The organism is Blastococcus sp. TML/M2B (genome assembly GCF_016612865.1).
Classification (GTDB): Bacteria; Actinomycetota; Actinomycetes; order Mycobacteriales; family Geodermatophilaceae; genus Blastococcus.
This window is the reverse complement of the sequence record NZ_JAENZZ010000002.1, coordinates 1,557,427-1,571,060: the sequence shown is the minus strand read 5'-3', so window position 1 is coordinate 1,571,060 and position 13,634 is coordinate 1,557,427. Positions and strand designations below refer to the sequence as shown.

General features: G+C 74.1%; 14 protein-coding genes. 9 read left to right on the top strand and 5 right to left on the bottom strand.

The genetic code is table 11. The features are described 5' to 3' along the window. Window positions 1–67 precede the first annotated feature (67 nt). Window positions 68–493 (bottom strand): GtrA family protein, encoded by a 426-nt coding sequence (locus JKP75_RS16055; protein WP_309229914.1) that lies wholly within the window; start codon window positions 491–493, stop codon window positions 68–70. A gap of 85 nt (window positions 494–578) precedes the next feature. On the opposite strand from JKP75_RS16055, the gene tsaB reads away from it, so the two are divergent. The 3 genes from tsaB to tsaD all read left to right on the top strand — a co-directional run bounded on the left by tsaB (window position 579) and on the right by tsaD (window position 2,759). Next, entirely contained in the window at window positions 579–1,211 is a 633-nt protein-coding gene (tsaB, locus tag JKP75_RS16050) for a tRNA (adenosine(37)-N6)-threonylcarbamoyltransferase complex dimerization subunit type 1 TsaB (protein WP_200490259.1), read from the top strand. 14 nt (window positions 1,212–1,225) lie between these two features. Further along, complete coding sequence (gene rimI, locus JKP75_RS16045; protein ID WP_200490261.1) at window positions 1,226–1,657, top strand: ribosomal protein S18-alanine N-acetyltransferase; 432 nt, start codon at window positions 1,226–1,228, stop codon at window positions 1,655–1,657. Window positions 1,658–1,724: 67 nt separating this feature from the next. Beyond that, the gene (tsaD, locus tag JKP75_RS16040; RefSeq protein WP_200493237.1) at window positions 1,725–2,759 is read left to right on the top strand and encodes a tRNA (adenosine(37)-N6)-threonylcarbamoyltransferase complex transferase subunit TsaD; all 1,035 of its coding nucleotides are present in this window, start codon (window positions 1,725–1,727) and stop codon (window positions 2,757–2,759) included. A 30-nt stretch (window positions 2,760–2,789) separates the two neighbouring features. Here tsaD and JKP75_RS16035 read toward each other — a convergent pair whose 3' ends face one another. Next, a complete protein-coding gene (locus JKP75_RS16035; protein WP_200490262.1) occupies window positions 2,790–4,025 on the bottom strand; it encodes a 50S ribosomal protein L11 methyltransferase in 1,236 nt (411 codons plus the stop codon). Between the two features lie 199 nt (window positions 4,026–4,224). Between JKP75_RS16035 and groES the strand changes: the two genes are divergently transcribed. Next, window positions 4,225–4,536: a co-chaperone GroES gene (gene groES, locus JKP75_RS16030; protein WP_200491328.1), complete on the top strand. Its 312-nt coding sequence runs from the start codon at window positions 4,225–4,227 to the stop codon at window positions 4,534–4,536. A 128-nt stretch (window positions 4,537–4,664) separates the two neighbouring features. After that, window positions 4,665–6,308 carry a chaperonin GroEL gene (gene groL, locus JKP75_RS16025; protein WP_200490264.1) on the top strand — a complete coding sequence of 548 codons (1,644 nt, stop codon included), beginning with the start codon at window positions 4,665–4,667 and terminating at the stop codon, window positions 6,306–6,308. Between the two features lie 173 nt (window positions 6,309–6,481). Here the strand turns inward: groL and JKP75_RS16020 are convergent, their stop codons facing one another. Beyond that, window positions 6,482–6,781, bottom strand: coding sequence for a WhiB family transcriptional regulator (locus JKP75_RS16020; protein WP_091981649.1), 300 nt, complete (start codon window positions 6,779–6,781; stop codon window positions 6,482–6,484). A 366-nt stretch (window positions 6,782–7,147) separates the two neighbouring features. Between JKP75_RS16020 and JKP75_RS16015 the strand changes: the two genes are divergently transcribed. Next, window positions 7,148–7,861, top strand: coding sequence for a response regulator transcription factor (locus JKP75_RS16015; RefSeq protein WP_200491330.1), 714 nt, complete (start codon window positions 7,148–7,150; stop codon window positions 7,859–7,861). Between the two features lie 164 nt (window positions 7,862–8,025). On the opposite strand, the gene JKP75_RS16010 is transcribed toward JKP75_RS16015, so the two are convergent. After that, window positions 8,026–8,442, bottom strand: a complete 417-nt coding sequence (locus JKP75_RS16010) for a DUF5319 family protein (RefSeq protein WP_200493234.1) — start codon at window positions 8,440–8,442, stop codon at window positions 8,026–8,028. 135 nt (window positions 8,443–8,577) lie between these two features. Here JKP75_RS16010 and guaB point away from each other — a divergent pair, with 135 nt between their 5' ends. The 3 genes from guaB to guaA are packed head-to-tail and all read left to right on the top strand — an operon-like array spanning window position 8,578 to window position 12,805. Next, window positions 8,578–10,092: an IMP dehydrogenase gene (gene guaB, locus JKP75_RS16005; protein ID WP_200490266.1), complete on the top strand. Its 1,515-nt coding sequence runs from the start codon at window positions 8,578–8,580 to the stop codon at window positions 10,090–10,092. A 2-nt stretch (window positions 10,093–10,094) separates the two neighbouring features. Beyond that, window positions 10,095–11,243 carry a GuaB3 family IMP dehydrogenase-related protein gene (locus tag JKP75_RS16000; RefSeq protein ID WP_200490268.1) on the top strand — a complete coding sequence of 383 codons (1,149 nt, stop codon included), beginning with the start codon at window positions 10,095–10,097 and terminating at the stop codon, window positions 11,241–11,243. Next, window positions 11,243–12,805: a glutamine-hydrolyzing GMP synthase gene (gene guaA, locus JKP75_RS15995; RefSeq protein WP_200490270.1), complete on the top strand. Its 1,563-nt coding sequence runs from the start codon at window positions 11,243–11,245 to the stop codon at window positions 12,803–12,805. The genes JKP75_RS16000 and guaA overlap by 1 nt, the downstream gene beginning before the upstream one ends. A 1-nt stretch (window position 12,806) precedes the next feature. On the opposite strand, the gene JKP75_RS15990 is transcribed toward guaA, so the two are convergent. After that, a complete protein-coding gene (locus tag JKP75_RS15990; protein WP_200490271.1) occupies window positions 12,807–13,586 on the bottom strand; it encodes an META domain-containing protein in 780 nt (259 codons plus the stop codon). Between the last annotated feature and the right edge of the window lie 48 nt (window positions 13,587–13,634).

Below are 13,634 nucleotides of genomic sequence, written 5' to 3'. Positions count from 1 at the left end.
GACGGTTCCGTTTCACCCGCAGCGTATGCGACTCCGCGTGACTCTGGGGATACCCAGCGTGTGCGGGTCAGTGCCGGAAGACGACCAGCCGCAGCATCACGAAGTTCCACGCGGTGCCCAGCCCCTGCGAGATCGCCCAGGCCAGCGTGATCTTCCACGAGGAGTCGGGCAGCAGGACCAGCGCGAGCGCGTTCACGCCGAGGATGAGGAAGAACGTCGTCCCGTAGAGCAGCGCGAAGCCGCCGGCCCGCCGCGCGCCGCCCTCCACCTGGAACGCCCACCGCCGGTTGAGCGCGTACGCCGTCGTCGTCCCGGCGGTGAAGCTGACCGCCCGTGCGAGCCACGTGGACAGGCCGAGGTGCAGGCCGAGGGAGTAGACCGAGAGGTCGACGACGGCGCTGAAGCCGCCGACGAGCACGAACCGCACGAGCTGGCCGAGCAGCCCGGGGCGCGCCGGTGCCGCCTCGTCCTGGATGGACTCGTCCTGGGGCACGGCCACGTCCTCCCGGTGCGTCCGGCGCGGTCACCGGTCCCGCGCATTCTGACCCACCGGCCGGCGCGCACTACCCTGGCCTCTCGTGCTCGTCCTCGCGCTCGACACCGCCACGCCGACCCTCGTCGCCGGCGTCGCCCGGTGGTCGCCCGACGGCGTCGAGGTGCTGGCCGAGCGGGCCGTGCCGTCGGGCACCAAGCACGCCGAGCTGCTCACCCCCGCCATCCAGGACGCGCTGGCCGACGCCGGGCTGGCGCTCGCCGACGTCGAGGCCGTCGTCACCGGCCTGGGGCCGGGCCCGTTCACCGGGCTGCGGGTCGGCGTCGTCACCGCCGCGGCGCTCGCCGACGCCCGCGGGCTGCCGGTCGTCGGCGTCTGCTCGCTGGACGCCGTCGGCTCCGGCGCGCGCACGGTCGTCACCGACGCCCGCCGCAAGGAGGTCTACTGGGCCGCCTACGACGCCGCCGGTGCGCGCGTGGAGGGGCCCGACGTCGTCCGTCCCGAGCAGCTCGGCCGGCCGGGGCCCTTCGCCGGCGACCCGGCGTTCGCCGAGCGGCTCGGTGCCGCGGTGGAGCCCGCGCAGGTGACGACGGCGGGGCTGCTGCGCGCCGCGGCTCCCCAGCTGGCCGATCCGTCGTCCGCCGGGCCGCTGCTGCCGATGTACCTGCGCCGGCCCGATGCCGTGCCGCCGACGACGATCAAGCCCGTGACACAGTGACCACGCTGCGGCCCATGCGCCTGGCCGACCTGCCCGCGGTCATGGAGCTCGAGGAGGAGCTCTTCGCCCCCGACACCTGGACGGCGGCGATGTACCGCGAGGAGCTCGCGCTGACCGACACCCGCTCCTACCTCGTGGCCGAGGACGCCGGCGCCGTCGTCGGCTATGCCGGGCTGATCGCCTACGACGACGAGGCGCACGTCGCCACGATCGGCGTGACCGGCGCCCGCCAGGGCGAGGGCATCGGCGCGCAGCTGCTCGACGCGCTGCTCGCCGAGGCCGACCGGCGCAGCCCGGTGGTGCTGCTCGAGGTGCGCGCCGACAACGAGCACGCCCAGGAGCTCTACCGCCGCCGCGGGTTCGCCGAGATCGGCCGGCGGCGCGGCTACTACCAGCCGAGCGGGACCGACGCCGTCGTGATGAAGAGGGAGCGGACAGGGGCGTGAGCATCGCAGCGAGGAACGAGCGAGGAGCGGAGCGTCCCGCGGGAGCGACGATGGTGGAGCCGAAGCCATGAGCGAACCGCTGGTGCTGGGGTTCGAGACCTCCTGCGACGAGACCGGGGTCGGGATCGTCCGCGGGCACACCCTGCTGGCCGACGCCCTGGCCACCTCGATGGCGGAGCACGAGCGCTTCGGCGGGGTGGTGCCCGAGATCGCGTCGCGGGCGCACCTGGAGGCGATGGTGCCGACGGTGCACCGCGCGCTGGCCGACGCCGGCATCGCCGCCTCCGACATCGACGCGGTCGCCGTCACCAGCGGCCCGGGGCTGACCGGCGCGCTGCTGGTCGGCGTCGCCGCCGCGAAGGCCTACGCGCTGGCGCTGGACAAGCCGCTGTACGGCGTCAACCACCTGGCCGCGCACGTCGCCGTCGACGAGCTGCAGCACGGGCCGCTGGCCGAGCCGTCGATCGCGATGCTGGTCAGCGGCGGGCACAGCTCGCTGCTGCTGGTGCCCGACCTCGCCCAGGACGTGCAGCCGCTGGGCCGCACCATCGACGACGCCGCGGGGGAGGCCTTCGACAAGGTGGCCCGGGTGCTCGGCCTGCCGTTCCCCGGCGGCCCGCCGATCGACAAGGCCGCGCGCGAGGGCGACCCGTCGGCGATCGCGTTCCCGCGCGGGCTCACCGGCCGGGGCGACGCGCCCTACGACTTCTCGTTCTCCGGGCTCAAGACCGCCGTCGCCCGGTGGGTGGAGGCGCGGCAGCGCGCGGGCGAGCCGGTGCCGCTGGCCGACGTCGCGGCGTCGTTCCAGGAGGCGGTCGCCGACGTGCTCACCGCCAAGGCCGTGCGGGCGTGCCGCGACCACGGCGTCGACCACCTGGTGCTCGGCGGGGGAGTCGCGGCCAACTCGCGGCTGCGCGCGCTGGCCGAGGAGCGCTGCGAGAAGGCCGGCATCGTGCTCCGGGTGCCCAGCCCGAAGCTGTGCACCGACAACGGCGCGATGGTCGCCGCGCTCGGCTCTCGGCTGGTCGCCGCCGGCGTCGCGCCGTCGGCCCCCGACCTCGGTGCCGACAGCGCCCTGCCGATCACGACCGTCAGCCGCTGACCCCACGGGCAGAAATGGCCATGTCCGCCCTCAGGCGGTGACGTCGCAGACGAGCACCGTCGGAGCGCCGGCCACGCGGGTGACGACGACGGTCGCCGTGCCGCGGGCGTCGGTGCGCAGCTGCCGGGCGAGCTGCTCGGGCTCGATGGGGGAGCCGCGCTTCTTGACCACCACCCGGCCCACGCCGCGGGCGCGCAGCAGGGCCCGCAGCTTCTTGAGGTTGAACGGCAGCACCTCGTCGACCCGGTAGGAGCTCACCCAGGGGGAGTCCGCGGGGCCGTCGGAGGAGAGGTAGGCGATCGTCCCGTCGACCAGCGTCGCACCGAGGTCGGCCGCGACCAGGGACATCAGCCCGGAGCGGATGAGCGCCGGGTCCGGCTCGTGCAGCCAGCCGCGGACCGGGCCGGTGGCGGCGTGCCCGGGATCGGCGTCGGCGGTCAGCTCGTGCACGACGCCGTTGCGGACCAGCGCGGCCCGCCGCCACGTCGTCGCCACCGCCGGGCCCCAGAGCAGCGCCTCGACGATCGAGCCGCCGACCGAGACCCACTCCGCCTCGACGCCGGCGGGGACGCGGTCGTGGTCCAGGCCGGGGGCCACCTTCACCACCGACGTCGGCACCTTCTCCAGCAGCGCGGCGACCGTCGACCACGGGGGCGACCAGCGGTCGGGGTCCAGCCGACGGTGCCCGCCGGCCCGCCGGGCGGGATCCAGGACGGCGGCGCCGCAGCCGGCCACCTCGCCGCCGCGCGCGGCCGCGACCAGCTCAACGGCGTCCCCGGCGACCACCCAGACGTCGTCGGCGACCCCGAGCGCCTCGACGTTGAGCGCGGTCAGCTCGCGGGCGACCGGGTCGACGTCGACGGCGAGCACGCGGGCACCGGCGCGGGCGAGCGCGATCGTGTCGGTGCCGGACGCGCAGCCCAGGTCGGCCACCGAGTCGGCGCCACCGGCGAGCAGCCGGGCCGCGCGCCGGGCGGCCAGCTCGGGGCGGCCGGCCTGCTCGAGGGTGTCGGAGGTGAACAGCAGCCGGTCGGCGTCGGACCCGAACGTCGTCCGCGCCTTGAGCCGCTGCCGGGCGATGCCCCAGGCCGGCCCGGCCAGGTCCGCCCCGACCTCGGCGCGCAGCCGGGTCAGCCCGGCGACCGGGTCCGCGCCGGCATCGAGGAGCGCGGCGGCGCGGGTGAGCGCCGCGGCGCCCTCCGGCGTCGCCAGGGCGCGCAGCTGGCGCACCGTCTCGGCGGCCTGCGCGTCGCTGTCGGGGTCCACCGGCACAGCCTGGCGCACGTACCGTTCCGTCCCGCCGTCACCCACCCCGGGGACCGGGTTGAGTGGCTGGCACTCTCGTAGGTAGAGTGCCAATCGACACGGGCTGGCGCCCGACCCCCGCGACGGCGGGTGCCCGGATCCCGTGCCACAGCATCAGCACCACAGCCACCTGCCGTCCTACAACGAAGGGGGCGTCACCATCGTGACGACCGCTACCAAGGTCAGCATCAAGCCGCTGGAGGACCGTGTGGTGGTCCAGGCCAACGAGGCCGAGACCACCACCGCTTCCGGTCTGGTCATCCCTGACACCGCCAAGGAGAAGCCCCAGGAGGGCACCGTCGTCGCCGTGGGCCCCGGCCGCATCGACGACAACGGCAACCGCGTCCCGCTCGACGTGAACGTCGGCGACGTGGTCATCTACTCGAAGTACGGCGGCACCGAGGTCAAGTACTCGGGCCAGGACTACCTCGTGCTCTCGGCGCGCGACCTGCTCGCCGTCGTGGAGAAGTGACCTCCTAGTCACCGGCTCCACCAGCACTCCTCGACCGCCCCGGGCGACCCGAACTCGGGTCCCGGGGCGGTCGTCTTTCCGGGCTCTCCGCACCCGCCCGCCCCGCCCCCTGATCGAGAGGCTCCTTCATGGCCAAGATCATCAAGTTCAACGAGGACGCCCGCCGCTCGCTCGAGCGCGGCGTCGACAAGCTCGCCGACGCCGTCCGGGTGACCATCGGCCCCCGCGGCCGCAACGTCGTCATCGACAAGAAGTTCGGCGCGCCGACCATCACCAACGACGGCGTGACGATCGCCCGCGAGGTCGACCTCGAGGACCCGTACGAGAACCTCGGCGCGCAGCTCGCCAAGGCCGTCGCCACCAAGACCAACGACGTCGCCGGTGACGGCACCACCACCGCGACCGTGCTGGCCCAGGCCCTGGTCCACGAGGGCATGCGCAACGTCGCCGCCGGCGCCAACCCGATGGCCCTGGGCCGCGGCATGCGCGCCGCCCTCGACGCGGTGCACGCCGCGCTCGACGCCGCCGCGACCCCGGTCGAGGACCGCGCCGCCATCTCCGGCGTCGCCACCATCTCCGCGCAGGACGCCACCGTCGGCGAGCTCATCGGCGAGGCCATGGAGCGGGTCGGCAAGGACGGCGTCATCACCGTCGAGGAGAGCAACACCCTCGACACCGACCTCGACGTCACCGAGGGCGTGCAGTTCGACAAGGGCTACCTCTCGCCCTACTTCGTCACCGACCAGGAGGCCATGGAGGCCGTCCTGGACGACGCCCTCGTGCTGCTGGTCAGCGGCAAGGTCGGCGCCCTGGCCACCCTGCTCCCGCTGCTGGAGAAGGTGCTCGGCTCCGGCGCCCGGCCGCTGCTCATCGTGGCCGAGGACGTCGAGGGCGAGGCGCTGTCCACGCTGGTCGTCAACTCGATCCGCAAGACCATCAAGGTCGTCGCGGTCAAGTCGCCCTACTTCGGCGACCGCCGCACCGCCTTCATGACCGACCTCGCCGTCGTCACCGGCGGTCAGGTCGTCAGCGAGGACGTCGGCCTGTCCCTGGAGTCGGTCGGCCTCGAGGTGCTCGGCACCGCGCGCCGGGTGACCGTCACCAAGGACACCACCACGATCGTCGACGGCGGCGGCACCGCCGACACCATCGCCGACCGGGTCGCCCAGATCCGCCGCGAGATCGAGGCCACCGACTCCGACTGGGACCGCGAGAAGCTCTCCGAGCGGCTCGCCAAGCTGGCCGGCGGCATCGGCGTGATCCGCGTCGGCGCGGCCACCGAGGTGGAGCTCAAGGAGCGCAAGCACCGCATCGAGGACGCCATCGCGGCCACCCGCGCGGCGGTCGAGGAGGGGGTCATCCCCGGCGGCGGCTCGGCGCTGGTGCACGCGGCCGAGGCGATCGACGCCCTCGACCTCTCCGGGGACGAGCTCACCGGTGCCCGCGCCGTGCGCGCGGCCCTGGAGGCGCCCGCGGTGCAGATCGCGGAGAACGCCGGCTTCGAGGGCCGCGTCGTCGTCAGCAAGGTCCGCGAGGCCGGCAAGGGGCAGGGCTTCAACGCCGCCACCGGCGAGTACGGGGACCTGGCCGCGCAGGGCGTCATCGACCCGGTCAAGGTCACCAAGGCCGCCCTGGAGAACGCCGTCTCGATCGCGGCGATGATCCTCACCACCGACTCCGCCGTCGTCGAGGCGCCGGAGGAGGAGGACGAGCACGCCGGTGGGAACCACACCCACGGCCACTCGCACGGCGGGCACGGCCACAGCCACTGATCACCCGCGCTGGGATCAGGTGACCTGATCCCAGCGCGTCCTCCCTCACCGCACACCGTGAGGGAGGACGCGCGGCGGTGAGGGAGGACGCCCCCACCGCGCCGCCCCCAGCACGCGAGAGGGCCCGGTCCAGGAATCCTGGACCGGGCCCTCTCGGCGTTCGTGCGGGGCGCTCAGACCCCGGCAGCGACGGCGGCCGGCTCGGCGGCGATCAGCCGGGCCCGCTCCTCCTCGCTCATGCCACCCCAGACCCCGTAGGGCTCGCGCACCGACAGCGCGTGCTTGAGGCAGGCGTCGATCACGGGGCAGCGCCCGCAGACGGCCTTGGCCGCGGCCTGACGGCGGGCCCGGGCGGGCCCGCGCTCACCGTCGGGGTGGAAGAAGAGGGACGTGTTCTCGCCACGGCAGGAACCGTGGAGCTGCCAGTCCCAGACCTCGGCTACGGGAGTCGGGAGTCTGCGGATGTCGGCCATGTCTCCTCCAGGCGTCGATCGAGCCGGAGGGACTGTCCGGCTGCAAGGGGCCCGGTGCCCGAGGCCCTGCATGGTCAAACACGCGGTGATCGCAACTTTTCGCGCCGACCACCCGATCGTGCCCCTCACCCCCGGGGGTGAGGGGTGCTGTTGCCCGCCACGGAACGTGCTCATCGTGGAACAGAGTCGTGCCGGATCCGGGAGGGGGAGAAGCCCGGACGAAGCCGGCTCCCGCGAGGGCGCGGGGCTCCCCACCACCCGGGGAGCCCCCGCCCGAGCGACACCCGGTCGGGGTCAGCCCCGGCCGGTACGGACCCGGCACCGACCGCCGGGCTGAGCGAGGAGCACCGCGTGATCGACGACAGGATGCGTGCGACCGGCAACCCGGGCGCGACCGTGTGGGTGTACGACGAGCGCCGGCGGGTCCGGGACGACGTCGCCTCCCGCCTGGTCGCCCTGTCCTTCGTCGGCCGGGTCGAGGTGGTGGGCGACCCCGCCTCGCTGCTGTCCCGGCTGGACACCCGCACCCCCGACGTCCTCATCGTCGGCACCCAGCGCGCTGTCGACACCGGCCTCACCGCCGCCACCCAGGCGCTGCGCGCCCACCCGGGCCTGCCGGTCCTGGTGCTCGGTGCGCCCGACGACGCCGAGAGCGTGCGCGCCGCCGTCGCGTTCGGCGCGCGCGGCTACCTGCGCTGGGACGCGAGCCCCATCGAGATGGGTCTGGGGATCTCCCGCGTGGGCCTGCGCCCCGAGGGCGCCCGCATCCCGCAGCAGGCGTCGAGCCAGCAGCTGGTCGGCGCCTCCTCGTGGAGCGGCGCCGCCCCGCTGGCCGGCTCCGCGCCGACGACGGTCCGCTCGACGGTCCGCGACGCCGCGCCCGCCGCGGCGCTGTCGATGCGCGAGATGCAGGTGCTGACCGGCATGAGCCAGGGCAAGAGCAACGCCCAGATCGGCCGCGAGCTCTACCTGTCCGAGGACACCATCAAGACCCACGCCCGCCGGCTGTTCCGCAAGCTCGGCGCCAAGGACCGTGCCGAAGCCGTCGCGATCGGCTTCCGCCGCGGAGTCATGAGCTAGCACGATCAACGCGCGCTGAGGGCCCTTTCCCGTGACGGGAGGGGGCCCTCAGCGCGTGCTGATCATGGTTGCAGCGGCGTCGTCGGCCCTCTGACCCAACTGCGGGGAAACTGGCCTCCACGCGGGCGCCCGGGGGCCGACTTCCCCGCAGTCGGGGTGGGAGCTCAGTCGTGCGTGTGCCGGCCCTCGCCGTGGCGGCCGGTGGGCTCGTCCCGCTCGGCGGCCGCGGCGACGCCGTCGGCGTACCCGCTGGCGTAGTCCCAGCTGACGTAGTCGTCGGGGTCGGGGTCGAACGGCGGCTCGTGCCGGCCGGTCTGCCCCTCGTCGAGGAGCTGGCGCAGGTTGGCCTGCATGAGCGCCCAGTCGACGTGGTGCTCCTCGTCGCAGTCCGGGCAGTCGACGACGATGCCCTTGACGCCGGTGGGCTCCAGCAGCGTGCGGAACACCTCGAGCTCGGCGAGGTCGTCCAGGACGCCGGCGCGCTCCTCGATGGTCAGTGGCGGCGGACCCTGGGAGCCCGGACCGAAGTCCGGGTCGTGGGCCCCGAAGTCGAGGCCGGAGCCGTCGTCGAACGCAGACACGTGACAACGGTAACCGCCTGGCATGCGGAGCACCGCTCGCACGGCACCCCGCCTACGATCGGAGCTGGACTTCCTGCGCCCGGACGGGGTGCCGGCCGGAGTCCGTTCCCGGATGGTGGAGGGGTGGCGGCCCACGTGCAGCCCGATTTCGTGCCCGAGCTGCCGGCGAAGTTCGCCCCGCTCGGCCTGACCTACGACGACGTCCTGCTGGTGCCCGGCGCCTCCGACGTCGTCCCCGCCGAGGTGGACACCAGCAGCCGGGTGACCCGGCGCATCCGCCTCGCCGTCCCGCTGCTGTCCAGCGCCATGGACACGGTCACCGAGTCGCGGATGGCCATCGCCATGGCCCGCGTCGGCGGCATGGGCGTGCTGCACCGCAACCTCGCCGCGGAGGACCAGGCCGGCCAGGTCGACCTGGTGAAGCGCTCCGAGGCCGGGATGGTCACCAACCCGGTCACCTGCTCGCCGGACAACACCCTCGCCGAGGTCGACGCGCTGTCCGCGCGCTACCGCATCTCCGGCGCCCCGGTCGTCGACGCCGAGGGCGTGCTGGTCGGCATCGTCACCAACCGCGACATGCGGTTCGAGACCGACTACAGCCGCCTCGTGCGCGACGTCATGACGCCGATGCCGCTGGTCACCGCGCCGGTGGGCGTCGACGCCGACACCGCGCTGCGCCTGCTGTCCAAGCACAAGGTGGAGAAGCTGCCGCTGGTCGACGAGGGCGGCCGGCTGCGCGGGCTCATCACCGTCAAGGACTTCGTCAAGCGCGACCAGTACCCGCTGGCCACCAAGGACCCCAACGGCCGGCTCGTCGTGGGCGCGGCGCTCGGCGTCGGCGAGGACGCCTACAAGCGCGCCGGGCTGCTGGTCGAGGCCGGGGTCGACGTGCTCGTCGTCGACACCGCGCACGGCCACCAGCGCGCCGTCCTCGAGATGGTCGCCCGGGTGAAGAAGGACTTCGGTGGCGACGACGGCGTCGAGGTCGTGGGCGGCAACATCGCCACCCGTGCCGGCGCGCAGGCGCTCATCGACGCCGGTGCCGACGCGGTCAAGGTCGGCGTCGGGCCGGGCTCGATCTGCACCACGCGTGTGGTCGCCGGCGTCGGCGTCCCGCAGGTCAGCGCCATCTACGAGGCGTGGCTGGCGGCCGGCCCGGCCGGCGTGCCGGTCATCGCCGACGGCGGCCTGCAGTACTCGGGCGACATCGCCAAGGCGCTGGTCGCCGGCGCGGACACCGTGATGATCGGCGGCCTGTTCGCCGGCGTCGAGGAGGCCCCCGGCGAGCTGGTCTTCATGAACGGCAAGCAGTACAAGACCTACCGCGGCATGGGCTCGCTGGGCGCCATGCAGAAGCGCGGCAACCAGTCGTTCAGCCGCGACCGGTACTTCGCCGACGACGTCCTCTCCGACGACAAGCTCGTCCCCGAGGGCATCGAGGGCCAGGTGCCCTACCGGGGCGCGCTCTCCGGCGTGGCCCACCAGCTCGTCGGCGGCCTGCAGGCCTCCATGGGCTACGCGGGCGCCGCCACCATCACCGATCTCAAGGAGCGCGGACAGCTGACCCGCATCACGTCCGCCGGGCTGGTCGAGAGCCACCCGCACGATATTCACATGACCGTCGAGGCCCCGAACTACCGGGGGCGCTGACCATGAGCGCACGCGACACCGTCGAGATCGGCCTCAACCGCTTCGCCCGCCGCGCCTACGACCTCGACGAGGTGTCGATCGTCCCCTCGCGGCGGACCCGGGACGTCGACGACGTCTCCACCGCCTGGCAGATCGACGCCTTCCGGTTCGACATCCCGCTGGTCACCAGCCCGTCGGACGCCGTCGTCAGCCCGGCCACGGCGGTCGCCGTGGGCGAGGCCGGTGGCCTCGGCGTGCTCAACGCCGAGGGGCTGTGGGCCCGCTACGAGGACCCGCTGCCGGTCTACCGGAAGCTGCGCGAGGCCGCCGACGGCGGTGCGCCGCCGGTGTCGCTGCTGCAGCAGGTCTACGCCGAGCCGGTGCGGCCCGAGCTGGTCGCCGACCGGATCCGCGAGATGCGCGACGCCGGCGTCACCACCGCCGTCCGCGTCTCCCCGCAGCACACCGAGCAGCTGGCGCCGACGGTGCTCGCCGCCGGCGTCGACCTGCTGGTCATCCAGGGCACGATCGTCTCGGCCGAGCACGTCACCAGCCAGGGGGACGCGCTCAACCTCAAGGAGTTCATCGCCGACCTCGACGTCCCGGTGATCGTCGGCGGGGCCGCGAACTACACGACGGCGCTGCACCTCATGCGCACCGGCGCGGCCGGCGTCATCGTCGGCGTGGGCGCCGACAGCTTCTCCACCACCGACGCCGTCATGGGCATCCGCGTGCCGCTGGCCAGCGCGATCGCCGACGCCGCGGCGGCCCGCCGTGACTACCTCGACGAGACCGGCGGCCGGTACGTGCACGTCATCGCCAACGGCCGGATCGAGACCAGCGGCGACATCGCCCGCGCGCTGGCCTGCGGTGCCGACGCCGTCCAGCTCGGCGAGCCGCTGCGCGCGGCCGCGGAGGCCCCCGGCGGCGGCATCTGGTGGGACTCGGTGGCGGCGCACCCGCGGCTGCCCCGCGGCACGACCTCGGCCCCGGTCGAGCCGGTGGGGTCGCTGCACGACGTGCTGCTCGGGGCGGCAGAGTCCGCCGACGGCCGCACCAACCTGTTCGGGGCGCTGGCCCGCACCATGGCCAAGACCGGCTACCGCGACCTCAAGGAGTTCCAGCGGGTCGACCTGGTCATCGGCGGCCGGGCCGGGGGCGACGAGGACTGATGGACTTCCCGACCGTCCTCGTCGTCGACTTCGGCGCCCAGTACGCCCAGCTCATCGCCCGGCGCATCCGCGAGGCCGGGGTCTACTCCGAGATCGTCTCGTGCGAGGTCCCGGCCGAGGAGATCGTCGCCCGCAAGCCGGCCGCGATCATCCTGTCCGGCGGGCCGTCGAGCGTGTACGCGCCCGAGGCCCCGCAGGTGGACCCCGCGCTGTTCGAGGCCGGCGTCCCGGCGTTCGGCATCTGCTACGGCTTCCAGGCCATGGCGGCCTCGCTGGGCGGCACCGTCGCGCGCACCGGCGACCGGGAGTACGGCGGCACGCCGCTGACGGTCACCACCGAGGCCCGGCTGTTCGGCGACCTGCCGATCCAGCAGGACGTCTGGATGAGCCACGGGGACGCCGTCAGCGCGGCACCCCCCGGGTTCACCGTCACCGCCACCTCCACGGGTGCGCCCGTGGCCGCGTTCGAGGACGTCGACCGCAAGCTCGCCGGCGTCCAGTTCCACCCCGAGGTGCGGCACACCGCGCACGGGCAGACCGTGCTCGAGCACTTCCTCTTCGACATCGCGGGCCTCGAGCCGACCTGGACGATGGCCAACGTCGTCGAGGAGCAGGTCGAGCGGATCCGCGCGCAGGTCGGCGAGGGCCGGGCGCTGTGCGCGCTGTCCGGCGGCGTGGACTCCGCCGTCGCCGCGGCGCTCGTGCAGCGCGCCATCGGCGACCGGCTCACCTGCGTCTACGTCGACCACGGGCTCATGCGCGAGGGCGAGACCGAGCAGATCGAGCGCGACTTCGTCGCCGTCACCGGCGTCGACCTGCGCGTCGTCGACGCCCGCGAGCAGTTCCTCTCCGCCCTCGCCGGGGTCTCCGACCCCGAGGAGAAGCGGAAGATCATCGGCCGCGAGTTCATCCGGGTCTTCGAGCAGGCCGCCCTCGACGTCGTCGGCGACGCGAAGGAGCACGGGGGATCCGTCGACTTCCTCGTGCAGGGCACGCTCTACCCGGACGTCGTGGAGTCCGGCGGCGGCTCCGGGACGGCGAACATCAAGAGCCACCACAACGTGGGCGGGCTTCCCGAGGACCTGCAGTTCACCCTGGTCGAGCCGCTGCGGACGCTGTTCAAGGACGAGGTCCGCGAGGTCGGCGTGCAGCTCGGCCTGCCCGAGGCGATGGTGTGGCGCCAGCCCTTCCCGGGCCCGGGACTCGGCATCCGGATCGTCGGCGAGGTGACCCAGGAGCGGCTGGACGTCCTGCGCAAGGCCGACGCGATCGTCCGCGCCGAGCTGACCGCGGCGAAGCTGGACCGCGAGATCTGGCAGTGCCCCGTGGTGCTGCTGGCCGACGTCCGCTCGGTGGGCGTGCAGGGCGACGGGCGCACCTACGGGCACCCGATCGTGCTGCGGCCGGTGTCCAGCGAGGACGCCATGACCGCGGACTGGACCCGGCTGCCCTACGACGTGCTGGCGAAGATCTCCACGCGGATCACCAACGAGGTCGCAGAGGTCAACCGGGTCACCCTCGACGTCACCAGCAAGCCGCCGGGCACCATCGAGTGGGAGTGAGTCACCCCGCCCGGTAGACCAGCTGGCGGCCTTCCGGCGCGGTGAGGGTCAGCCGGTCGCCCTCGATCACCACGGTCGCGCCCCCGGTGAGGACGGCGAGGACCTGCTCGTCCTGGCTCTGCGCCGCGGGATCGCACTGGCCGAGGGTCGAGGCACCCGGCTCGACGGTCACGCGGTCGCCGTCGCGGCGCCAGCTCCCGGTGGTCCCGTTGCACCCCGTGGTGAACGCGGCCGTGCCGTCCGCCCTCAGCTCGAGGGTCGGCTCGCCCTGGACCGAGGACGCCGTCTCGCCGTCGACCAGCGTCTCCAGCACCCAGCGGGTGCCCTCCAGCGGGCTGTCGGGGACGGCGGGGACGGGCGTGAACCGCAGCTCGATGCCCGCGCCGGTGAGCAGCAGGTCGCCGGCGTCCCGCACCGCGGTGTCGACGCCGGCGAGCGCCTCCAGGTAGGCGCTCTCGGCGGCCATCACGTCCGGCTCGCAGCCCATCAGGGTGCTGCCGATGTCGCCGAACGAGAAGGACGACCCGTCCAGCTCGTAGGAGGCCATGTAGCGGTTGCAGAACGCCGTCCCGCTGGCCCGCCCGTCCGACAGGGTCAGGGTGGCGGTGACTCCGGGTGGGGAGGGCAGGTCCGCGCCGATGGACGACCCGGACGCCAGCTGCCACTCCCCGGTGACCTCGGGGGCGTCGGAGTCGTCGGCTCCGGTGCCCGCGCCGCCGTCGTCCGAACCGCAGGCGGTGAGGGCCAGCACTCCGACGAGGAACAGCACGATGCGGCGCATGCCTGGTCGACGCCCGGCGCCGACACCGGGTTCCCGGGACGCCGGAGG